This is a genomic window from Lysobacter sp. TAB13, from assembly GCF_052113885.1.
In the GTDB taxonomy this organism is placed as follows: domain Bacteria; phylum Pseudomonadota; class Gammaproteobacteria; order Xanthomonadales; family Xanthomonadaceae; genus Lysobacter; species Lysobacter gummosus.
In genome coordinates this window covers 93,432-115,683 of the sequence record NZ_JBFRDR010000007.1, presented here as the reverse complement: position 1 = coordinate 115,683, position 22,252 = coordinate 93,432, and the positions used below count along the sequence as shown (strand labels likewise).

The 22,252-nt window shown below is 62.4% G+C and carries 14 protein-coding genes; 9 read left to right on the top strand and 5 right to left on the bottom strand.

Translation table 11 applies throughout. The annotated features are described in order from the left end of the window. Positions 1 to 37: 37 nt before the first annotated feature. A complete protein-coding gene (locus AB4Y92_RS10790; RefSeq protein ID WP_441819642.1) occupies positions 38 to 2,488 on the bottom strand; it encodes a TonB-dependent receptor in 2,451 nt (816 codons plus the stop codon). Positions 2,489 to 2,809: 321 nt separating this feature from the next. Between AB4Y92_RS10790 and AB4Y92_RS10785 the strand changes: the two genes are divergently transcribed. Both AB4Y92_RS10785 and AB4Y92_RS10780 read left to right on the top strand, forming a co-directional pair. Beyond that, positions 2,810 to 3,844, top strand: coding sequence for a LacI family DNA-binding transcriptional regulator (locus AB4Y92_RS10785; RefSeq protein WP_441819641.1), 1,035 nt, complete (start codon positions 2,810 to 2,812; stop codon positions 3,842 to 3,844). A 34-nt stretch (positions 3,845 to 3,878) separates the two neighbouring features. Then, positions 3,879 to 5,375, top strand: a complete 1,497-nt coding sequence (locus AB4Y92_RS10780) for an MFS transporter (protein ID WP_441819640.1) — start codon at positions 3,879 to 3,881, stop codon at positions 5,373 to 5,375. Between the two features lie 92 nt (positions 5,376 to 5,467). On the opposite strand, the gene AB4Y92_RS10775 is transcribed toward AB4Y92_RS10780, so the two are convergent. Continuing rightward, positions 5,468 to 6,781 (bottom strand): epoxide hydrolase family protein, encoded by a 1,314-nt coding sequence (locus tag AB4Y92_RS10775; protein ID WP_441819639.1) that lies wholly within the window; start codon positions 6,779 to 6,781, stop codon positions 5,468 to 5,470. A gap of 386 nt (positions 6,782 to 7,167) precedes the next feature. On the opposite strand from AB4Y92_RS10775, the gene AB4Y92_RS10770 reads away from it, so the two are divergent. Beyond that, complete coding sequence (locus AB4Y92_RS10770) at positions 7,168 to 8,166, top strand: MBL fold metallo-hydrolase (RefSeq protein WP_441819638.1); 999 nt, start codon at positions 7,168 to 7,170, stop codon at positions 8,164 to 8,166. Between the two features lie 673 nt (positions 8,167 to 8,839). Then, on the top strand, positions 8,840 to 10,378 hold the full coding sequence (locus tag AB4Y92_RS10765; RefSeq protein ID WP_441819637.1) for a hypothetical protein: 1,539 nt from the start codon (positions 8,840 to 8,842) through the stop codon (positions 10,376 to 10,378). A gap of 297 nt (positions 10,379 to 10,675) precedes the next feature. Here the strand turns inward: AB4Y92_RS10765 and AB4Y92_RS10760 are convergent, their stop codons facing one another. Beyond that, on the bottom strand, positions 10,676 to 12,586 hold the full coding sequence (locus AB4Y92_RS10760; protein WP_441819636.1) for a hypothetical protein: 1,911 nt from the start codon (positions 12,584 to 12,586) through the stop codon (positions 10,676 to 10,678). 122 nt (positions 12,587 to 12,708) lie between these two features. Here AB4Y92_RS10760 and AB4Y92_RS10755 point away from each other — a divergent pair, with 122 nt between their 5' ends. Continuing rightward, complete coding sequence (locus AB4Y92_RS10755) at positions 12,709 to 13,698, top strand: GlxA family transcriptional regulator (protein ID WP_441819635.1); 990 nt, start codon at positions 12,709 to 12,711, stop codon at positions 13,696 to 13,698. Between the two features lie 506 nt (positions 13,699 to 14,204). Next, the gene (locus AB4Y92_RS10750) at positions 14,205 to 15,203 is read left to right on the top strand and encodes a helix-turn-helix domain-containing protein (protein ID WP_441819634.1); all 999 of its coding nucleotides are present in this window, start codon (positions 14,205 to 14,207) and stop codon (positions 15,201 to 15,203) included. Between the two features lie 878 nt (positions 15,204 to 16,081). On the opposite strand, the gene AB4Y92_RS10745 is transcribed toward AB4Y92_RS10750, so the two are convergent. Beyond that, a complete protein-coding gene (locus AB4Y92_RS10745; RefSeq protein WP_441819740.1) occupies positions 16,082 to 16,384 on the bottom strand; it encodes a hypothetical protein in 303 nt (100 codons plus the stop codon). On the opposite strand from AB4Y92_RS10745, the gene AB4Y92_RS10740 reads away from it, so the two are divergent. Together AB4Y92_RS10740 and AB4Y92_RS10735 are read left to right on the top strand one after the other, a co-directional pair. After that, positions 16,341 to 18,092: a M4 family metallopeptidase gene (locus AB4Y92_RS10740; RefSeq protein WP_441819736.1), complete on the top strand. Its 1,752-nt coding sequence runs from the start codon at positions 16,341 to 16,343 to the stop codon at positions 18,090 to 18,092. The two genes, AB4Y92_RS10745 and AB4Y92_RS10740, sit on opposite strands and share 44 nt — an antisense overlap. Before the next feature lie 188 nt (positions 18,093 to 18,280). After that, positions 18,281 to 20,200, top strand: coding sequence for a M4 family metallopeptidase (locus AB4Y92_RS10735; protein ID WP_441819633.1), 1,920 nt, complete (start codon positions 18,281 to 18,283; stop codon positions 20,198 to 20,200). Positions 20,201 to 20,263: 63 nt separating this feature from the next. On the opposite strand, the gene AB4Y92_RS10730 is transcribed toward AB4Y92_RS10735, so the two are convergent. Then, a complete protein-coding gene (locus tag AB4Y92_RS10730) occupies positions 20,264 to 21,163 on the bottom strand; it encodes a LysR family transcriptional regulator (protein ID WP_441819632.1) in 900 nt (299 codons plus the stop codon). Between the two features lie 137 nt (positions 21,164 to 21,300). On the opposite strand from AB4Y92_RS10730, the gene AB4Y92_RS10725 reads away from it, so the two are divergent. Next, complete coding sequence (locus AB4Y92_RS10725; protein WP_441819735.1) at positions 21,301 to 22,074, top strand: SDR family oxidoreductase; 774 nt, start codon at positions 21,301 to 21,303, stop codon at positions 22,072 to 22,074. The last annotated feature ends 178 nt before the right edge of the window (positions 22,075 to 22,252 follow it).

Here is a 22,252-nt window from a genome sequence, read left to right as displayed (position 1 = left end):
CTCACCCGCAGTGCGAGCGAGGCAGGCTGGATGGCTATCAGAACTGCAGGCCGAAGTTCACGCCGTACGTGCGCGGCGGCAAGTACTGCGACACCCACAGGTACTGGCCGGCGCCGGGGCTGAAACGGCCAGCCGCGGTACGGGTTTCCTCATCGGTGACGTTCTGCACGTACAAGCCGGCCCACCAGCGCCGCTGAGGTTCCTCGTAACGCAGCGAGACGTCGCCACGGGCGTAGGCGTCTTGTTTGTCCTCGTTGCCGAGGTTGAATACGCTCAGCCAGGTTTCGGTTTCGTAATGACCGGTCACACGCGGAGTCAGCGTCCCGCCGTTGCCGAGGTGGAATTCGTGCTCCCAGATCAGCGTCAACGCGAAGTCGGGCGCATGCGGCAATTCGTTGCCGGTCACGTTCATGCAGTTGCTGATGCCCGACTCCGGCGGGCACGCCGGCAAGCCCTGATAGTCGTTGCTGCCTGCGTAAAGCAGACTGCCCAGGTCCTTCTTCGCAATGCCCGACACCGTCAGATTGACGCGGTCGTTCTCGCCGATGAGCGCCGACAGTTCGCTCTCGTAGCCCCACACCTTGGTGCTGCCTTTCACGTTGCTGAAACCCAGGCCGCGGTTGCCATCGGGAAAGGTGACCGGCGCCGACAACTGGAAGTTCTTGAAGTCCATGTAGTAAAGCGCGCTGTTCCAGGTCAGGCGCCCTTCCAGGAAACTGAACTTGCCGCCGACCTCGTAGTTGGTCAGCTCTTCATGCTTGTAGGTCGCGCCGCCGTCTTGCAGGCCGCCGGACTTGTAACCGGTGGAGACGCTGGCATAGAGCAGCCCCTTCTCGCCGACATCGAAATCGGTGCGGGCCAGCCACGTCACCTGACTGTGGCCGTATTCGCCGTCGTTGACGGTGGAGACGTTGAATCCGTTTTGCGGACTCGGATACGTGCCTGGGGAAATCGGAACCTGCGGCACGTTCGGGTTGTAGGCCCAGCCCCAGCCGCGGCCGCCGACATTCTTCTTCTTGTCGTCGGTATAGCGCGCTCCGGCGGTCAGGCGCCAGTTGTCGTTTACATTCCAGGTGGCTTGGCCGAACACGGCGTACGAATCCACCGTCTCCTTGGGTTGGATGAACGAGCCTTGCCAGGCGACAGTGCCGTCTTGCGTGCCGTTGAAGATCGGAATGTCGAAGCGCATCGAATTCTTCTCGGCCGCGTAGTACAGGCCCACGATCCAGTCGACGGTCTGTTTGCCGGTCGAGGAAAGATTGAACTCGTGGCTGGTGGTCTTGTATTCGGAATCGTTGGTGCGGTCTTCCTGGTACTGCGCCGGGCCGCAGGCGAAGCAGGTCGGCACCAGTACGCCGCTGTCCTGATCGTAGGTCGAATGGCCGTCGAACCGGCTGAAACCGGCTATGTAGGAAAGCCGCAGGCCGTCGTTGATATCCCAGTCCATGCGGCTGCGCAGCGCGTAAGAGTCGCGCTCGATGTACGGCGCGGTGTCGATCAGCGCCGACCAGAAGTCCTGGCCGGCGCGCGGACGTTGCATCAGATTCATGCTTGGCGTGCCGCGATCGCGGAAGTACTCCAGCGCCAGGTTCCAGCTGAAGGCATCGTTGGGCTGCCACAACGCGCTCACACGCGCGGCCGACTGGTTCTGGGCGTTGTACTTGTCGCCGCCGGTGACGTACTGGTTCGGATTGATCGGCCGGAACGTGGCCGGATCGCCGCCGGCCGCCGCATAGGCGGCGCGCTGCGCGTCGGCAGAGGGTATTTGCCCCACCGGATTCTGGTAATCGACATAGCCGTCATGCTGTTCCTGAGCGACCGCGACGCGCATCGCGAAGGTGTCGCTGATCGGCAGATTGACCACCGCTCGCGCCCCGATCGCGTTGTAGTTGCCGACGCTGAGCTGGGCGTTGCCGAAGTAGCTGCCGATCTCCGGCGTAGCGGTGCGGAAGTTGACCGCGCCGACGGTGGAGTTCCGGCCCCACAGCGTGCCCTGCGGACCGCGCAGCACTTCCGCGGCCGCCACGTCCAAGAGCAGGCCGGCGGCGGCTTCGGCTCGCGGCGAATAAACGCCGTCGACGAAGATCGCCACTTCCGGATCGGCGTATTCGGTCTTGGCTTGGTCGTTGCCGATGCCGCGCAGTGTCATGGTGATCACGTCATGATCGCCCTGCCGGGTGGCCTGCATGCTCGGTACCAGCTTGGTGAGGTCCTGCACGGTCATCACTCGCTCTTTCTCGAGCGTCTCGGCATTGAGCGCGCTGATCGCGACAGGCGTCTTCTGCAGCGGCGTCTCGCGTTTGGTGCCGGTAACGACGACCGAATCGAGCGTCTTGGGCGCGCTTTCCTGCGGCGCGGCCGCCGCAGGCGTCTGCGGTTGCGCGGGATCCGCGGCCTGAGCCTGATCGGCAGGTCCGGCCAGAGCATCGGTTGATGAAACAAGCACGACAAGAATCGCGCCATACAGCGCGTGCAAGCGGTACGCCATGTCCTCTTCCCTCCAGTTCGGACGCTCCCATCTTCCGGCTCTCATGGCGGCGATCGCCGCCGGCCGGCGTGGGGCGGAGCGAGTGATACGCCCGAATGGAAGCGCTGTCAATGTGAAAATGGTAGCGCTACCAATTTGCTCTCACGGCGTCACAACCTTGCTCCGTGCGACGCGCGGATGCCGCACCGCAGCAACGAATCTGCGCGACGTCAATTGGGGGGCGGAGGCCTGCGCAACCGTGGTTCTCGCGCGGCGGCCTCGTCCCCGGCATCGCGGTGTGCGATAACATGATTCGCCCCCAGCCCGATCGGAAACGCATTGATGCGCGCCAGAATCGAAGACGTCGCCCAGGCCGCCGGCGTCTCCATGACAACCGTCTCGCGCGTTTTCAACCAAGAGCCGAACGTGCGCGAGAAGACCCGGTTGAAGGTCGAGGCGGCGGCGCAGGCGCTCAACTACCGTCCGAATCCTTCCGCGCGCAGCCTGGCGGGGAACCGGTCCTATCTGATCTCGCTGGTGTACGACGATCCCGCCGCGGCATCGAGCTACATCATGGAAATCATCGTCGGCATGCTCGCCGCCTGCGAGCGTCAGGGTTACAGCGCCATGCTGCGTCCGCTCGAATATTCCAATGCCGACCACGTCCGCGCGGTGGAGGAATCGATCGAGCAGTACCGTCCGGACGGCCTGATCCTGGTGCCGCCGTTCGCCGACGACGTCAAACTGCTAAACCGTCTCGACGCCCTCGGCGTGCGCTACGCCTCGATCTCCGCGAAAGCCAAGCTCGGCCACGCGCGCATCGGCACTATCCTCGACGAGCGCAAGGCGGCGGCGGAGATGATCGCGCACGCGGTTGAGCTCGGTCATCGCCGCATCGCCCACATCGCCGGCCCCGCGATGCATGGCGGGCGTGCCTGGCGCCTGGCCGGTTATCGCGACGGCCTGCGCCGCGCGGGCATCCCTTACGACGCCAAGCTTGTCGTCGATGGCGGTTTCACTTTCGATGACGGCGTCGCTGGCTCGAGGCAACTGCTCGAGCTGAGGCATCCGCCCACCGCGATCTTTGCCGCCAACGACGACAGCGCCTGCGGCGTCATGCACGAGGCATTCGAACGCGGCCTGCGCATCCCGCAAGACTTGTCCGTGTTCGGTTTCGACGACACGCCGGCCTCGCGGCAAATCTGGCCCAGCCTGACGACGGTGCGGCAGCCGTGCCGCGAGATGGGCCGCATCGCCGCCGAACAGCTGCTCGCTGCGATCCGCGACCCGCAGGCGGGCTCGCTCGTGCGCGTGCCGTATGAACTGATGATCCGCCAGTCGGGCGGGCCCGAGCCCGTTGCGGCGAAGCGGCGCTGAGCGCGCCGCCGCGAACGCCGAACGCCGACGCCAAATGTCCACGCCTGCCACGACGAACAGGCCTCCGGTCGGCTTCTGGCAGATCTGGAACATGTGCTTCGGCTTCGTGGGGCTGCAGTTCGGTCTCGCGCTGCAGAATGCGAATGTCAGCCGCATCTTCCACACCCTCGGCGCCAGCATCGACGATATTCCCGCGCTTTGGATCGCAGCGCCGCTTACCGGACTGCTGGTGCAGCCGATCATCGGCTATTGCTCCGATCGCACGTGGGGTCGTCTGGGCCGACGCCGGCCGTATTTCCTCGCCGGCGCCATCCTCGCCGCGTTGGCGCTGATCGCGATGCCGAATTCGCCGACGCTGTGGAGCGCGGCGGCGCTGCTATGGCTCCTCGACGCCGCGATCAACGTCTCGATGGGGCCGTTGCGGTCATTCGTGGGCGATCAGTTGCCGTCGTCGCAGCGGCCGGCCGGCTACGCGATGCAGACCCTGTTCATCGCGGCGGGCGCCGTCATCGCCAGCCTGCTGCCCTGGCTGCTCACGCAATGCGGGGTCAGCAATTTCTCCGCTGCCGGAGAAATACCCGACACGGTGAAGCTGGCGTTCTATCTCGGCGCCGCGGTCTTGTTCGGCACGCTCGCCTGGACCGTGCTATCGACGCGCGAGTACCCGCCTGACGCGCTAGCCGCGTTCGAGGACGCAACCTCGACAGAACCTCTACCGCCGTTTCCCGTGCACCTGCGATACAAAGGCATGCTTTGGTGCGCGGCCGGATTGGCCGCATTCCTTACGATCTACCTCAGCCAGACCGATGCGCGCCTGCACTTGCTTGCGGCCGGCCTGTTCGCCTACGGGGCTATACAACTGATCGCCGGCTTCAGTCGCGCACGCAATCCGGTCACCGCGATCATCGCCGACCTGCTGACGATGCCCACGATCATGCGCCAGCTCGTGCCCGTGCAGTGTTTTTCCTGGTTCGCGCTGTTTGCCATGTGGATCTACACGACGGCCGCTGTAACCGACGTGCATTTCGCCGCGCAGGACACACGCTCGGCCGCCTACAACGACGGCGCGAACTGGGCCGGCGTGCTGTTCGCCGCTTACAACGGTTTCGCCGTACCCGCAGCGATGCTGATTCCATGGATGACGCGCCGGCTCGGCCTGCGCCTGAGCCACCTGATCAATCTCGTCCTGGGCGGCTGCGGCCTGTTGTCCTTCCTGCTGATCCGCGACCCGCACTGGTTGCTGCTGTCGATGGTCGGCGTCGGCTTCGCCTGGGCGTCCATCTTGTCGCTGCCCTACGCGATGCTGTCCGACAGCGTACCGGCGGGGAAGATGGGCGTGCACATGGGCATCTTCAATCTGTTTATCGTCATCCCGCAATTGCTCGCCGCCAGCGTCCTGGGCTTCCTGCTGAAGACGTTCTTCGGCAATGCGCCGATCTTCGCCCTGTTGATCGGCGGCATCAGTTTATTGCTGGCGGCACTTTGTGTCGTGCGCGTCGGCGACGTTGCTGGAGATAGTCGCCTGCCGTAGCGCTGAACACTGGATGGTACCTAAGCCGAAGCCGCTTCGCGGCTCGGCTGGAGACCGGCGCCGCATGATGCGCGCGCCGGCTCATGTTCAGACTAGCGCAGCGGCTTGAACGCAGCGCGAAGTTCTTCGGTGAAAAGTTCCGGCTCTTCCCACGCCGCGAAATGGCCGCCCTTGTTCACCTCATTGAAGTAGGTGAGGTTGCTATAGGCGCGCTGGGTCCAGCTGCGCGGCGCGCGATAGATCTCTCCGGGAAAGACCGTCACCGCCACCGGGATCTTGATGGCCGCGGTCTTCTGTTCGACGGCGTTGAAGTTGTTGGTGTTGTTCTCCCAGTAAAGCTGCGCGGAAGAGATCGCGCTGTTGGTCAGCCAGTACAGCGAGATGTCGTCCAGCATCTCGTCCTTCGTCAACGACTTTTCGGGATCGCCGCCGCTGTAGGTCCACTGCGCGAACTTGTCGTACATCCACGCCGCCAGGCCGGCCGGCGAATCGGTCAGTCCATAACCAACGGTCTGCGGGCGGGTGCTCATCATTGCGCCGTAGGCGCCGTTTTTCTTGAAGAAGTTGCTGAGCGATTCGTACGCGACCTTCTCATCGGCGGAAAGGCCGGCGGGTGCGGGATCGCCCGCGCTCATGGCCTTGGCTACTTCCGCGGGCACCGTGGCGGGCATGTTGACGTGGATGCCCAGCAATCCTTTCGGCGCCTGGCGCGCCATCGCATCGGCCACCACCGAACCCCAGTCGCCGCCTTGCGAGACATAGCGCTTGTATCCGAGGCGTTTCATCAGCACGTCCCACGCCAGCGCGATGCGATCGGGATTCCAGCCGGTGCTCTGCGGCTTGCCGGAGAAGCCGTATCCGGGCATCGATGGGATGACGACATCGAAGGCGTCCTCGGCGCGGCCGCCGTACGCGGTGGGATCGGTCAGCGGGCCGATGGCCTTGGTGATCTCCAGGATCGAACCCGGCCAGCCATGGGTGATGATCAGCGGCAGCGCGTTCGGGTTACGCGATTTGACGTGGATGAACTGAATGTCGATCCCGTCGATCTTGGTCACGAACATCGGCAGCGCGTTTAGCTTCGTTTCTACTTTGCGCCAGTCGTAGTCGGTCCCCCAATAGCTCACGAGTTCCTGGAGCTTGGCGAGCTGCGCGCCCTGGGACTGATCGCCGACGGTCTCTCGCTCCGGCCATCGGGTGGCGAGAACCCGCTTGCGCAGATCGGCCAGCGCCGCTTCCGGAACGGCGACGCGGAACGGACGGATGGCGCGATCTTCAGCCGATGCGCCGACGGCCGCCGTTGCATCGACGCTCGCCACGGATTGGGCGTAGGCGGAACTGGCGAACAGACCCAGGCTGAGCAAGCTCGCGGCGATCGAGCTGGGGACAAGCAGGTTGCGGATCATGGGGGAAGCCTATTTGGGGTGAGGCGCCATTTCACCGCCGCGGTGTATCGCAACCGTTTTCGGGCGGGTCGTTTTTGTAAGCCAGCATCGCTCTGCGGGCCGGATCTACATTTGCTTACAAACCGCGGCCAAGGGGATGTGTCCCGACGTGCTGGCCCCTTGAAGTCGAGCGTGACTGGGAATGCGGCGGCGAGTCCGTGATTGATTCCCGCGGTGAACCACGACGGTTCCGTTCGCGTATCTACAGGGCGATCGCCCGGCTATGTACGTTCCTAATCACCAAGAACCGACGGCTCGACGTCGAGAACGTCAGGCTGCGCCTGCCTGCGAGAAGAAAGAGCAACCGCCTTCGGTTGCTTGTGAGCGCGCGCCCCATCGAAGGCGGCATGACGCCCGATCCACGCAAGTTCGCCGAGCGCATCGCCGGCGAAAAACAGAATTCGCTCCCGATCGCCAACTGCCAGAAACAGGAGTCAGACATGTGCTTGTGCCACCCAGGTAACGAATCACATCCCGGCCACGAAGCGGTTCCGTCGCGCTACGCGACGCGGATCGGCGATATCGAGGTGCTGGTGATCAGCGACGGGGCGATGGCGATACCCGCCGACATTCTGGGTACCAACGTCGATCCGGCCGTTCGGGATGCCGCGCTGCGCGACAGATTTCTGCCGGACACGATCGATTGGGGACTCAACGTCGTCGTGGTGCGCAGCGGCGGCCGGACCATCCTCATCGACGCCGGCGTAGGGTCGGAAATATCCAGCGCCACACGCGCCGGACGCCTGGCGCTGCGGCTGGAGGGCGCCGGCATCGATCCCGCGTCCATCACCGACGTGATCGCTACCCACATCCACATGGACCATATCGGCGGGCTGCTCGACGAGCGACTGAGGGGCCGGATGCGTCCGGACCTGCGGGTCCACGTGTCGGGCACCGATGTCGAATTCTTCGAGTCGCCCGATTTCTCGCACAACACGTTCGGCGGGATTCAGGACATTATTCGCTCGAGCGCGCGGAAGTTCCTCGATGCGTACCGCAGCGAGTTGCGGCCGTTCGACAAGGAACACGAGGTGGCGCCCGGGGTCGTCGTAACGCTCACCGGCGGCCACACCCCGGGACACAGCATGGTCCGCATCTCCTCCGGCGGCGACCGGCTGACGTTCGCCGGCGATGCCGTAGTCCCGGCCGGGATCGAGTACCCCGATTGGGAAAACGCCTTCGATCACGAACCCGAGGACGCGACCCGTGTCCGGGTGCGTCTGTTGCGGGAGGCTGCGAGAACCGGAGAGCTGTTCCTGGCCAGCCACCTGTCGTTCCCGTCGCTCGGCCGCGTGGCGGCCGTCGGCAAGGCGTTTCGTTATGTGCCGGCCAACTGGGCGTACTGATCGCTTGCCGGGACAAGAGCGAAATGCCAGCCATCGCGCCGATGAGCAGCCGCTCTATCAAGTAGGGAAGATGAGGCGAATAAAGTGCGTAAAGCCTGATGCATCTGATGAGGCGACCGACTGAATGGAAAGCCACGCAACCGCGGGACATCTATCAGAGAGTTGTCGCCCGGCTCGCCTGAGTCCTTGCCGGCTGTTGTCGGTTCGATCTGGAGCCTTAACCAGCGGCATCCGCCGGCTTCCTTCCCCATGTATGGAAGAAAAGCGAGCCGCACGCTCCATGGGTGCAATCGACTTCATGTCCGGTGCGGTTCAATTCGCTCGGTGAGCCATGCGCTGCCCCGGTCGCGTGCGTCGGACCAGTTACTGCTGGTAATCGAGCATGCCCCACCGCGAACTTGTTCTCGACTTAGATCGCACTGCTCAATAGGGACATCAAATCGATACTCGGAATGCAGGGTCTACCTCTTCCGTCACCGCATTAGAGCCTATTGAGCAGTTGCCGATCAGATACGCCTGCAGTCGCGAAGCCAATTTGATTTATCGTGAGTTTCAGTGAGCGACACATCTCATGCAGAGTTCGGCGAACTAGATCGCGGATTCGAGAAGGCGCCCAGGAGTACATCGTTGGACCAGCCGAATAGTTCGTCACCCATTGCTACCGGAGCTAGCCATGAGCCGTCGCCGTTCTATGTCATTTATCGCGTCCGCGTGTCTTGCCGCACTTGCTATGGGTAGCCCCGTCCTGGCTTCGGCACAATCGGTCGATATGGGCACGCTGGGTGGAAATGTTTGCTTGGCCAGCAGTACCAACGATGCAGGTGCCGCCATCGGCATCTGTCGCAACCCGGACGGGGATTTGGTGGCCGCTTACTGGGCTGCGACGACAGGGCCTGCTGCCTTAGCGACGCTGGCGGCCAATGATCCTTGCGATGCGGTGGACATCAACAGCGCCGGCGTCATTGTCGGCAACTGCGAACTGGGAGCGGCAGGTGAATGGTTTCCCGTCGTGTGGACGGCGTCCATTCCAGGCAGTGCACCCATACAACTCAAGGCGTTGCCCAATAACGCCAAAGCGATCGCCTGGCAGATCAATAGATCCGGTGTCATCGCGGGGTCGAGCGTCGCCGCCGATGGATCCTCCACTGCGGTGATCTGGATGGCTGGCTCGCGCACTCCCACCCGTTTGCCTGAGCTCGGTTTGCTGCCTCCCTTGATCCCGAGCACTACCGAATGCGTCATCTCGGACATGGATAACGCTGATCAGCCCGTGGTCGTAGGCATATGCGGGCTGCGCGACGGCGGAACCGTCGCGGTTCGTTGGGAGCCCGGCCTATTCGGATACGCAGCCACCGAGTTGCCCAGAGTGCCTGGAGGATCCAACTGCGTGGTCGCGGCGGTCAATTCAAGCCACCGTGTGGCAGGCACATGTCAGACCGATGATGGCGATGTCGTCGCCGTTCGCTGGGGATCGGATGGAACGTCTGTTACCTACCTCGATTACCTGGAGATCGCCGGCACATCGCGGCAGCAACTGATAGCCGTCGACATGAATGAAGCGGGCATCGTGCTGGGCAACTACTTGACCGACGATGGGCTGGCCAGATCCTTCGTCTGGGTCCCCGTGGGAATCCCGGATCAAGAGGAAGGGCTGGACATCGGTACCCTTGGAGGGCCTTGGATCAAGGCCGTGGATATCGCCGATAACGGAAGCGTCGTCGGAACCGGCCAATCCTCCGGTGGGTTAAGCCAGGCATTTGTATGGACGCCAATCGCTGGAATCCGTGGGCTCGGCACCCTGGGTGGTTTTTCCAGTCAGAGCATCACGCTCAGCGACGATGGATCCAAGCTGATAGGCAATAGTCAGATAGCTTCCGGACATGTCCACGCGTTCATGGTGGGTGGGGCAGATCGAAATGTTCAGCGCCCGAAAGGTCACGGGGTATCGGCTGCATCCGACCTCGAAGGCAAGGCCACGGAGCTTCGCAATCTCGTCAAACATAAGATTGACGCACTCAATCCGGAAGCAAAAGAGTTTGTCACCAGCATCATCGAGAAGGCCAAAGCGCTTCGGCCCAAGGCAGGCGAGAAGCCGACTCTGGAAGAGCTTCGTAGCAGCGCCAATGAGGTCGGAGAGAAGCATAAGGCACTGTCCGAAGGGGCCAAGGAGAGTTTGCAATCAAACTTCCCGAAGATCTATTCGATGTTCTAACGCAAGCGCTTTAGAGGACGCTTGCGGAGTTTCGCGGCTTAGTGCGCGATCCATAGAAGTTCGGTCGTTTTTGCCGAACTTTTGTTGAATTTTTCGAGCCGCCCGATTTAAGGCAGGCGGCCAAATGAAAAGCCCCGAGGCCGTGGCGATTTTCTTGGAGAGTTGTCGCCCGGCTCGCTTGAGGCCTTGTCAGTCGAGGTGCGCGTTCCAGGTCTCGATTTCGCTACGTCCAAGTCGATGACGTCGCTTACCCACGCAAGAGATAGAAAGGCGACAGCGGACCTTGCCGCAACCGATTCACTTACCCGGGCCAAAGGTGAGTGTAAGCACGGCTCTGACCGTCAGCGGCGCAATCGGCGACAGAAGGCCCGAACGTGCGGCCATGTACCCATCTGCTCCCGTCAAATTCGACGCCAGTATGCGCAATGCGGCCGGGCGGCCGGCGAATTTGAAGCTGCCGCGCAGGCCGATGCCCAGTGTCGTGACGGCCGGCGCCCGCAAGGTGTTGGCGGTGTCGACCCAGCGTTCGCCCGAATAGTTGAGGTTGGCGTCGAGCGACCATCCGTCGCTGAGCTGATATTCGATGCTGGCGCTGGCCGCCTGCCGCGAAACGCCGACATCCTCCGAGCCGACGATACCGGCATCCACAAGCGGCCCGGTCACCTCCGAATCAAAGCGGACAGCACCGACGACGACTTTGGTCCGGTCGTTGAGTTGGCCTGCAATCGAAGCTTCGACGCCGCGATGGTGAACATCTCCGACAAGTCCGAACGAACCGTTGGTCCGAAGGCCCTGGCTGGGTTTGGAAACATCGAAAAGCGCGCCGATGAAGGTCAGCCGCGGCGAGAGCGCGTAACGCACGCCCAGTTCAAGTTGCTTGGCTTCACCCGGAGGCAGCACTTCGTCGGGGTTGCTCGCCGAGAGCGGCGCGACGCCGCTCTCTTCCAGTCCCGTCACCCAGCTTCCGAACAGCGCTGTTCGGTCTGTCAGATTGAACACCGCGGAAGCGTTGTAGTGAGTGCTCTGGCTGACGCGCTCGGTATGAGCGCCCAAAATAGAAAGCACGGCTTTGTCGTAACGGATGCGATGGACCCCGAAACGAAGCTGAAGGCGGTCATTCCAAGCAAGCGAATAGCCCGCCGACACCGTTGCCTGTTCGACCCTGTCTTCGCCGCGCTTGCCCGACCATTGAACTTCCGCCACGTCGCGCGGATCGCCGGAGAGCTGGAACGCGCCAAGGGGAATGGCCAGGTTCGAGCCGAATTCGGTCGTGGTGCGGCCGCCCCGCACCGACAGGGTGACGTTCTGGTCGAGCGTGCCGGCTTTAAACTGGCGTCCGATTCGGGCTTCGACCGAGTCCGCGGTCTTTGTGCGCTTCGGGCTTCGAAGCGTGGTTGCCGTTGCGTTGCCCGCGCCGTCCGACGAAATAAGGGTGAAGTCGTTTTGATCGATGTCGAAGATCGAACGAAACACCGATGCATCGGCGGTGAAGCTACCGAAGCGGGCATCGTAGAGGACGCCCATGTTCGTGCTTACAGCGTCCGTCTCGGCCCAACTCGGCGAATACTGATGCAGCCTGCGCAATGGCGGTGGTATCGCCCCTGCGTTGGCGACCACCGCATAGTCGCCATCATAGTGGCGCTTGTATTTCGACGCGAACGCACGCAGCCGCTGATCCGGCGCGATGTCCCAGGCGAAGACGCCACCGGTATTGAAGGCGACGCCTTCGTATCCTTGCGAGAATCGCAGCTGCGGACGCCATAAAAGGCCGCCCGCGAAGCTCAGGGAGCCGCTGCGCAATGAACCGTCGGCCTGAACCACTCGGGCGCCGAAATCGCGAAAGCCCGCGCCCAGCCGCAGTTCGTTCGTTGGGCCCGCCTCGCGCAGCCGGTAGTTCACCACGCCCGATGGCGCGGGATAGGCAAGACGTGCAGCATTCACGCCGACGCGCACACCGGCGCTCGACAACACCGTGTCGTCCAAGACCGCGGCTCGGTTGAAATAGGCGTCGTCGATGCGATAAGCGCCGCTGTCGTTGAGATCGAAGCCGCGGACCTGACTCTCGCTGTACAGGCCGGATTGTTCGATCCCCGCGCGCTCGCCGAAGGCGTCGACTGCGGAGGTGAGGGCATTGTCCTGCGCCGCCGCGGATGTCGCGGCGGCGCATATGACGACAAAACCTGCAATGCGTGGAGCGTTGTAGCTCATCAACTACTCCCAGGGCGGCCTTCGCGTATCGGCCGGGCAATTCTGCGGGCCGCGCGAAGCGCTGGGCAAAGACATGACAGCTATAACGTTGCATTTCTTGCCACCTGGCGTAATGTGCGCGAATGCGCAATCGCACTCGCGAAGTATGGTTCGTGGTGTTCCCCGGCTCTGAGTTGCTCGACCTCAGCGGGCCCTGGTCGGTGCTCGGATATGCGAACGAAGTTCTGGGCCTGCCCGCTTACGCGGCCAAAATCGTCGCCCCCGCGAAGGGAACCGTGCCCACCCGCCACGGTGTTGTACTGGGCGGCGCCTGTTCCATCGACGATGCCGCGCGCGACGGCATGCCGAACACCGTGGTGATCGCCGGCGCCACGCCGGCCAATGGCCGTTCCGCCGGCGAAATGCGCGTGGCGCAGTGGCTTCGCGCGAATTCGCGCCGCATCTCCAGGATCGTGTCCATTTGCACGGGAGCGTTCGTGCTCGGCGAGGCGGGTTTGCTCGATCGCCGCCTGGCCACCACGCACTGGGTTTATCGCGACGAACTGCGCAACCGGTTCCCGCGCGCGCGCGTGGAAAGCGACGATCTGTTCTTGCGCGACGGACGCATCTGGACCTCGGCCGGCATCACCGCCGGTCTCGACTTGATGCTGGCGATCATCGAAGAGGATCACGGCCATCAGGCGGCGCTGACGGTCGCCAAAAGCCTGGTGCTGTATCTGCGGCGCCCTTACCAGCAGGCGATGTTCTTCGACGAGAGCATCGTTCCCGAGCGCAGCCCGGTCGGCAGAGTCCACGCGTTGACGGCGTTGATCCAGGGCCACTTGGCCAAGCCTTTGCCGATCGCCAAGCTGGCAAAACTCGCCGGCATGAGCAGCCGCACGCTCGCGCGGGTATGCGAGCGGGAGTTCGGGCAAACCCCTTCGTCCGTCGTCCGTCAAATGCGTTTGGAGCAAGCGCGGCGCATGCTCGAACACACCTCGTTGCCGCTCAAGACCATCGCGGTAAGAACGGGAGTCGGCGATGAAGCGACCTTATGGCGGCTTTTCCGGCGCCAACTCGGCATAGCGCCGGTGGAATACAGAAGGCGCTTCAAGCCCAGCGCGACGGTTTGAGGGCTGCCTTCGGAAGCTTGCGCGGTGCGTTCGCTGGTTGATGCGACGGGAGAGGGCATCGTGCAGACCTCGCCGTCTTCCATCCATTCCCACTCCTCGATGCGTCCGGTGGACGGCTAGGCATAGTTGACGGCGAGGTGCGCGTCGAGATCGGCCGGTCGCTGCGGTATGCCGTGATGGGCCAGACAGGTAGCGCTCGCCACATGGGTGAGCGACAGATCGCCGATCTTTCGCGCGATAGAACACAGATTCTCCGGCGAGCAGAAGAAGCGGCAAGAACAGTTCTGAGCAGCTGACTTGCCTGGAAGGGCATCTATCTGTTCAGAAGTCTAAACAGGGCAAATCGCTGCTTGCGTAGGGATGGTGCCATCAATGTGCGTTTGTAGACACAAAGGGATGCCCTTGCTTGCGCGATTCCCTATACGGAGCGATAGGGATTCTGCGAAGGCGTCATGGCGGGGAGCGATCAAAGATCTAAAGCAATGAAATACGGATAAGGGCGCGCGATGGATACTGGTTCCCAGCACGAATGGGCCAACGCACTTTCGGTAATTGATCTGCACGCCGACGAACTCGAAATATATTCGTTCTTACTGGAGCATCCAAACTCCAGCCTGCCCGCAATACTCGCCTCAACGGGGGTGTCGGCGGTCTATGCTCAGCAGTGGATGGAACATCTTGAGCGGAAAGGTTTGATTTCGCGCTCCATCGACCAACAGCCTCGTTACCGAGCCACGCCGCCGGATCTTGGTTTCGGGGCCTTGGTAGCCAAGCGACAAAGCGACTTGCAGGCTGTGCTGGCATTGGCAGGGCAACTGAGCCAGAAGAAACCCTTGAGCAAGGATGCGCTGGAAGATGAGCTGACGGTTGAGTTGATCACCGGAAGAGATGCGTTGGTCCGCACCCTGGAGCAAATGCATCACCATGCGAAACAGGAAATTCTCGAGCTCGATCGGCCGCCGTACATAACGACCTACGAACAGCACGACACCATGCGAGCGCCGGTCATCGATCGCAACGTCGTTTTCAAGACGATAGTCGATGCGCGAGGCTTGGAAGCGCCCGGGCGCGTCGCGCATATCCGCGAATCCATTTCGGCCGGAGAGCAGACGCGCGTGTTCCGCGGCGTGCCGATCAAGGCGGCCATTATCGATCGGAGCATGGCGCTGGTTCCTCTCCATTTGAACAGCGCGAGCGATTCGGGCCTGCTGCTGCGCCAATCGCTTCTTTTGGATCTGCTGTGCGCGTACTTCGACATGCTGTGGGAGCAGGCAATCGTGTTCGAGGCGGATTCGGGTGAGCACAAACCCATCGCCGGTCCGACGACGGGCGAGTTGATCGCCCTGTTGGCCAGCGGATTGCAGGACAAGACCATCGCCCAGCGCCTGCGCCTCTCCGAGCGCACCCTCGGGCGGCACATAGCGGATCTGCAGAAGCAACTCAATGCGCGGACTCGCTTTCAAGCGGGTTGGCGGGCATCGATGCGCGCACGCGAGTCGAGCTAAGGCCAATTTCCCGGGAGTTGAAGGGCAAGCTGAGGACTCGCTATGCCCGGCCTCATGTCGTGCGTTGCTCGCGAAGAATATGTTCGCCCGTTTCGCTCAGCGATCGCGTGCGTCTTCGTCGAGACTCATATCCCAAGCGCATATGGCATAGATCGGCCATGGCCGATACCTCCACAAATTCGATGTTAGTGTCCTGTCGTACTCGGCCAACTCTGCTTGTTGTGCAGAGATGAAGTCGGCGCGTGATACGGGCACGCGTCCGGCCGGGTATTGGGTTTCAGCAGACAGACTTCCAAGCGGTGCGAACGGCTTGGACGTATAGCGAGTCGAGTCTGCGGATACTTCGGCCTGTCCACATGCTCGTGCGGACATCCGTTTAGCTCGACCGGTCTGGGGCCGGATAAATCGCGGATTAAAAGATAGATGTCGCGTCCGGCTCGGCGGGTTAGCCGATCGGCAAGCGCGACGGCGGGATGTGCCGAGAGCCGTTGCCGGCCGTTAAAGACGCGGTAAGAAAGGAATCGCTCAAAGACGTCTGTAGGCGCATTGGTTGGGGAAAGCACTGGGATTTTCGACTATGCAAAGTGCGTAGCGAGCGGCCGCGCCCGATCGTTCAATCACCGCCTGTTCTGTGAATTCTGGAAATTCAGCGCGCACGCAGGTGTCGGCTTCGTCGCGAGCTATCTGAATTTCAAGGAAGAAATGCTGTGCAACGTATTCGTATGCGGGCGGTGTCGCGGCTTGCGCGCTCGTTGACGTGGTTACGAAAAATCTCTGCTGGCGCGTAGGGATAACGCAAGCCTCCTACGTTCATATGCATGCAGTCCGGACGCATCGCGAAAGACATGCCGAGCGAGTGTTGGCTGCTGCGCACATGGTCAAAAAGTAAAAACGAAACGTCCTTTCTCTTCTGTCCACCTAATTTGCGTCACCCTTCCGGAGTCCAGATTCATGTCCATGAAACGGAACCTCTTGACCGCATCTGTCCTGCTCGCGGTAGCCGGCACCACGGCCACCGCGGTCGTCTCGCACACGTCCGGCGACGGCGATTCGACCCCCTCTTCCTCCGCTTCCACGTCCGCCGGCACGGTCGCCTCTGCACACGCACCGTCGCGACGCGCGAGCAGCGCGACGGCGTTGTCCGGAATCGGAGTTCCCGCGCCGATCGCCGATCTGGCCAAGCAGGCCGCGGTCGCGCGGGCTCAGCAACTTCTGCAGCACGAAAAGATCGCCGCGGCCAAGGCATCCGGCAAGAACGCGGACGCCGCCAGCCTGGCCGCCGAGCGCTATACCTCGCGCGATGTGATCGTGGAGGCCGACGGCAGCGAGCATGTACGCATGGATCGCACTTATCGCGATCTTCCCGTCATCGGCGGTGGTGTGGTCGTGCATTCACGAGACGGCAACTTGCTGTCGGCCACGCGCACGCTTGACCTTCAAGTTCCCGATGCCGCGGAGCTCGGCTCGCCGCCGAAAGCGGCGCTCTCTCAAAACCAGGCCGTTCTCGCCGCTAACAAGCACTTTGACGCGGAACTGTTGAAAGAACCCATCGTCAAGACCGTCTACTACGCGAAGGACAACCAGCCGACCCTGGCGTATGAGGTCGAGCTGCTGGGGAGCCGGGCGGACCGCATGCCGGTGAACAAGTTGATCTACATCGACGCCAACACCGGCGACTATCTGGCTCAGGACAGCAAGATCTTCACCCTGGCTTCGGCCACGGGCAGCGCCTTCACGCTGTTCCGCGGCAAGGTCGAGATTTCCACCACTCCTATTTCCGCGGCGGGAAGCCCCGAGAACAAGGCCGGATTCGTTCTGGTGGACTCCACCCGCGGCGGCGGAAAGACCTTGAACGGCGGCAATCTTCCGGCGGACAAGGCTTTGATCGATGCAGCGGAGGGGCATTACGACGAAACGGGGATGGTCACGCAGGTTGACGACAGCCAGCTTGGTAAACCTTTCTTCGATGTCGACAACGCCTGGGGCACCGACCAAATCGATCTGAGCCAGCGCGTGGGCGCGGAAGTTCACTACGGCGTGGCCAAGACCTGGGATTACTACAAGAAGCAACACGATCGCAGCGGTATCGCCAACGACGGCAAGGGCGTGAGGGCTGTCGCGAACGTCAGTACCTACGGCGGCGACGGGACGAATGCATTCTGGTCGTCGGGTTTGAACAGCATGTACTACCTCAACGGAGTCGCGGGAGAGTCGAATCCCGTCATCGCTTTGGATGTCGCCGGGCATGAGATGTCGCACGGGGTCAACGCCGCGACCGCCAAGCTGATCTACGAAGGCGACTCGGGCGGCCTCAACGAGGCCAACTCCGACATCATGGGCACGCTGGTCGAGTTCTACGACAACAGCAGCAAAGATCCGCCGGACTATCTGATCGGTGAAAGCGTCAATACCGACGGGACTCCGTTGCGCTATATGTTCAAGCCCAGCCTGGATGCCTTCGATTTCTTCGGGTTGAAGATCGGCTCGTTCGACTGCTACGGCGACAAGCCTTTTGGCACCGGCCTCCTGGACGATCCGCATTTCACCTCGGGCGTGGGCAATCACTTCTTCTATCTGTTGTCGGAGGGGGTCAAGGTGCCCGCATCGCATCGCAAGACGCTGACCAAGGCCGATCTGGTCTGCAACGGCAACACTGCGCTGGCGGGCATCACCAACAAGGTCGCCGGACAGATCTGGTACCGCGCGTTGACCCTGTACATGGTCGAGCAGACCAACTATCCGCAGGCGCGCGAAGCGACGCAGCAGGCGGCCGCGGATTTGCTGGATCGCGGCCTGCTGACCAAGAAGCAGGCCAATGCGGTGGCCTGCGCATGGGATGCGGTCCATGTGTCGCTGCCGGCGGGATCGGCCGCGGCTACCTGCACCTGATCGACCTGAATGCTCTTCGCGATCGGCATTACGCCGGGCCGTCGCCTTTTGGCGACGGCCTGGAGAGGCCGATGGTGAACTCAAGGCGGTGATTCGGGGAGGCGGAGCAACAACGTCCCCGACACGATCGCCTTCAGGGCACCTTGCAACTCACGCATATCTGGCATTTTCATTCGGAGTGAAAAATCATGTCCATGAAACGGAACTTTCTAGCCGCATCCATTCTTCTCGCAGTGACCGGAACGACCGCGACCGCCTTGATTTCCGGCACCGTCAAGCAAGGCGCAAACGACATCGGCAGCGCCGGCGCGCCGCATAGCGCAGCCGCCGCATCGCAAGCTCATCCGCTGACTTCACCATCGGCGAAGAACCATCTTTCCGCGCCCGACTCGGCGGCTATGAGCGATGCCGGCCATGCCGCCGAGCTTGAGCGTAATCCGGCCGTCGCTCGCGCCCGCGAGGTTTTGCGCGAGGAGAAGATCAAGGGTTCAGGAAAGTCGATGGCCGGAAATTCCAGCAGCGACCGCACCGCTCTGGCCGCCGAACAGTATTCGCCGCGCGATGTCGTCGTCGAGGCCGACGGCACCGAGCATGTTCGCTTCAACCGCGACTACCAGGGTTTGCCCGTCATTGGCGGCGACCTGGTCACCCACATGAAGGACGGACAGCTGCGCTCGATCACAAAGAGCATGGACCTGAAGCTCGGCAAAGATGGCCTGGCGCCCGCCCCCGCGTTGTCCTCGGCGCAGGCCGTCGCCGATGCCGGCGTGCACTTCGACGGAAAATTCACTCAAGTCCCCAGCACGCGCACCGTCTATTTCGCGAAGGACAATGAGCCCAAGTTGGCTTACGAGGTGACATTCGCCGGTGTCGATGAGGATCGCAGCCCGGTGCGGGACCTGATCTATATCGACGCCAACGACGGCGGGTTCTTGGGGCGCGACGCCCAGATCCTCAGCGTCGCGGCCTCAGGTACCGCATACACGCTCAATCGAGGCAAGGTGACGATAAGCACCAGTCAGGTAACGGCGGCCGAAAATCCGGAACAGGGTGCCGGCTACTTGCTGATCGACGAAACCCGCGGGCTGGGCAAGACCCTCGATGCGGGCGGCATAACGGTGGAGCAACTGCTTCCTGCTTTCGGAATACCGGTGCCGGGCAAGGTGATGTTCGATGCCGACAACACCTGGGGCAACGAGCAGCTCAGCAGCCTGGGACGCCTGGGCGCCGAAGTTCACTACGGCGTGGCTAAGACCTGGGACTATTACAAGGCCAAGTACGATCGCAAGGGTTTGAGGAACGACGGCAAAGGTGTGGAGAGCGTGGTGAATGTCTCGCTGTTCACTGTCTTCGGCAGTCCGCAGGGGGCGACCAACGCATTCTGGGCGTCCGCAGTCAGCCAGATGGTTTTCGGCAACGGCGACTTCGGCGTATCGAATCCGGTGGTAGCGCTGGATGTCGCCGGGCATGAGATGTCCCATGGCGTCAATTTCGCCACCGCCAATCTCGCATACTCCGGCGATTCGGGTGGCCTCAACGAAGCCAATTCCGACATCAACGGCACGCTGGTCGAGTACTTCGACAACAATGCAAACGATCCGGGCGATTACCTGATCGGCGAGAGCGTCCTGCTTTCCGGCAAGCCGCTGCGCTATATGTTCAAGCCCAGTCTCGACCTGCGCACCGACGGCCGCGCCTCGTTCGACTGCTATCCGCAGAACGGTTTCGATCCGGCCAACAGCAAGCAGCACGATCCGCACTTCACCTCGGGCGTGGCTAACCACTTCTTCTATCTGTTGGCGGAAGGTCAGGTGGTCCCAAAGTCGCATCGCAAGACGCTTTTGCCGGCCGATTTGACCTGCAACGGCGCCGTTGCCCTTAAGGGCATCAGCCGCGATACCGCCGGGCAGATCTGGTACCGGGCCCTGACGCTCTACATGACCTCGCAGACGTCCTATCCGCAAGCTCGCGAAGCCACTCAGCTGGCGGCTCAGGACTTCATCGACCGAGGTCTGCTGAAGTCGGCGGTGGTGAAGTCGGTGGCCTGCGCGTGGGAAGCGGTCGATGTGCCGCTGCCTGCCGGATCGAATGCGGCGCGCTGCATCTGACAAGTTAAGGCAGTACTGAGCTGGCGTAAGCCCCCTCGTCCAAGGATGAGGGGGCTTTTCGCGCTACAGAACCTGCTTTTTAAGCAGAACCTCCAGCCAGTCCGCAAACACCTGCAGACGCTGCGAAAGATGCTGCCGATGCGGATAAAGCAGCGTCATCGGCATCGGCTCGGCACGATAGCCGGGCATCACTTCGACCAGTTCGCCCGCACGCAGATGCGGCTGTACGTCATAGGCCGGAATCTGGATAAGGCCTATGCCGGCCAGGCAGCAGGCGATGTAAGCCTCGGCGCTGTTGACGGTGACCCGTCCGCGAACGGGCATGGTGCGGACTTCGCCGTCTTCCACCCATTCCCACTCCTCGATGCGTCCGGTGGACGGCGAGGCATAGTTGACGGCGAGGTGTGCGCTCAGATCGGCCGGTCGCTGCGGGATGCCGTGATGGGCAAGATAGGCCGCGCTCGCCACATTGATGAGCGACAGGTCGCCGATCTTTCGCGCGATCAAGCCCGAATCGCTCAGCGGCCCGACCCGCAAGACGCAGTCGACGCTCTCTTCGATCAGGTTCACCGCGCGATCGGTGACGCGCAGTTCGATGTCGAGCTGAGGATAGAGCGCGAGGAGTTGCGGAAGCGCCGGCGCGATGATCAAGCGGCCGATCCGGCCGGGCACATCGACCCGCAGGCGCCCGCTCGGTCCGGCGGATGTCTGCCGGAACAGGCTTTCGGTTTCCTCCACGTCGGCGATCACGCGAAGGCAGCGCTCATAGAAGGCGGCGCCATCCTGGGTCGGCGACACGCTGCGCGTGGTGCGGTGAAGCAGACGCGCGCCTACCCGCCCTTCGAGCTCGATGACGGCAGCCGACACCGAGGAGCGGGGCAGTCCCAAGGTGTCGGCGGCGCGCGTGAAGCTCGCGCATTCCACGACGCGGGTGAAGACGCGAAAAAGCTCGATCCGGTCCAAGATTCAGGCCCTGATTGGTCGTTATTCCTGACATATGTTGTCATAAATAAACGGTTTAACCGGATTTCTTGGACGGTATGCTGCGATCAGAAGGTGGTCACATCGGTGGCCGCCAGGCAACCATGGAGCCTCAGGTCATGACCGATCACAGCATCAAGGGCAAAACCGTTCTCATCGCCGGCGGAGCGAAGAACCTGGGCGGATTGCTCGCCCGCGACCTCGCCGAGCAGGGCGCCAAGGCCGTAGCGATCCACTACAACAGCGCCGCCACCCAGGCCGCCGCGACCGAAACGGTTGCCGCCATCAATGCCGCGGGCGCCAAAGGTGTCGCCATCCAGGGCGACCTCACCACCGCGGCGGCCATCGAAAAACTGTTCGCCGACACCATCGCGGCCGTAGGCCGGCCTGACATCGCCGTCAACACGGTCGGCAAGGTGCTGAAGAAGGCTTTCGTCGATATCACCGAAGCCGAGTACGATCAGATGACCGCGGTGAATTCGAAGTCCGCCTTCTTCTTCCTCAAGGAGGCCGGTAAGCACGTCAACGATAACGGCAAGATCTGCACGCTGGTCACTTCGCTGCTCGGTGCCTACACCCCGTTCTATGCGGCTTACGCCGGCACCAAGGCGCCTGTGGAGCATTTCACCCGCGCCGCCTCGAAGGAATTCGGCGAGCGCGGTATCTCGGTGACCGCGATCGGTCCCGGTCCGATGGACACGCCCTTCTTCTACCCGGCCGAAGGCGCCGACGCGGTCGCCTATCACAAGAGTGCCGCCGCGCTGTCGAAGTTCTCCAAGACCGGCCTTACCGACATCGCGGACATCGTGCCTTTCATCCGCTTCCTGGTTTCGGACGGATGGTGGATGACCGGGCAGACCGTTCTGGTGAACGGCGGTTACACCACCAAGTGATCCATCGGGAAGAATCTCAGCGCGTCTTCATAAGCACGGCCGACGCATACGCCTACGGCTATGTCTGCCGGCGTTTTGGTGCTGCCCGGATTCTTAGGGGTTGAGGGCGGCGGTCACGCCGCTTGGGATGGGCATCGCCTCGCATCACGAACCCGCCCGAGCGCGGGTTCGTGAATAG

What these genes read in the sequence shown, in the direction of transcription:
- AB4Y92_RS10725 (WP_441819735.1), top strand. Translation starts at nt 21,301, where the DNA reads ATGACCGATCACAGCATCAAGGGCAAAACCGTTCTCATCGCCGGCGGA.
- AB4Y92_RS10755 (WP_441819635.1), top strand. Translation starts at nt 12,709, where the DNA reads ATGCGCAATCGCACTCGCGAAGTATGGTTCGTGGTGTTCCCCGGCTCT.
- AB4Y92_RS10765 (WP_441819637.1), top strand. Translation starts at nt 8,840, where the DNA reads ATGAGCCGTCGCCGTTCTATGTCATTTATCGCGTCCGCGTGTCTTGCC.
- AB4Y92_RS10790 (WP_441819642.1), bottom strand. Translation starts at nt 2,488, where the DNA reads ATGGCGTACCGCTTGCACGCGCTGTATGGCGCGATTCTTGTCGTGCTT.
- AB4Y92_RS10750 (WP_441819634.1), top strand. Translation starts at nt 14,205, where the DNA reads ATGGATACTGGTTCCCAGCACGAATGGGCCAACGCACTTTCGGTAATT.
- AB4Y92_RS10770 (WP_441819638.1), top strand. Translation starts at nt 7,168, where the DNA reads ATGACGCCCGATCCACGCAAGTTCGCCGAGCGCATCGCCGGCGAAAAA.
- AB4Y92_RS10785 (WP_441819641.1), top strand. Translation starts at nt 2,810, where the DNA reads ATGCGCGCCAGAATCGAAGACGTCGCCCAGGCCGCCGGCGTCTCCATG.
- AB4Y92_RS10735 (WP_441819633.1), top strand. Translation starts at nt 18,281, where the DNA reads ATGTCCATGAAACGGAACTTTCTAGCCGCATCCATTCTTCTCGCAGTG.
- AB4Y92_RS10780 (WP_441819640.1), top strand. Translation starts at nt 3,879, where the DNA reads ATGTCCACGCCTGCCACGACGAACAGGCCTCCGGTCGGCTTCTGGCAG.
- AB4Y92_RS10775 (WP_441819639.1), bottom strand. Translation starts at nt 6,781, where the DNA reads ATGATCCGCAACCTGCTTGTCCCCAGCTCGATCGCCGCGAGCTTGCTC.
- AB4Y92_RS10760 (WP_441819636.1), bottom strand. Translation starts at nt 12,586, where the DNA reads ATGAGCTACAACGCTCCACGCATTGCAGGTTTTGTCGTCATATGCGCC.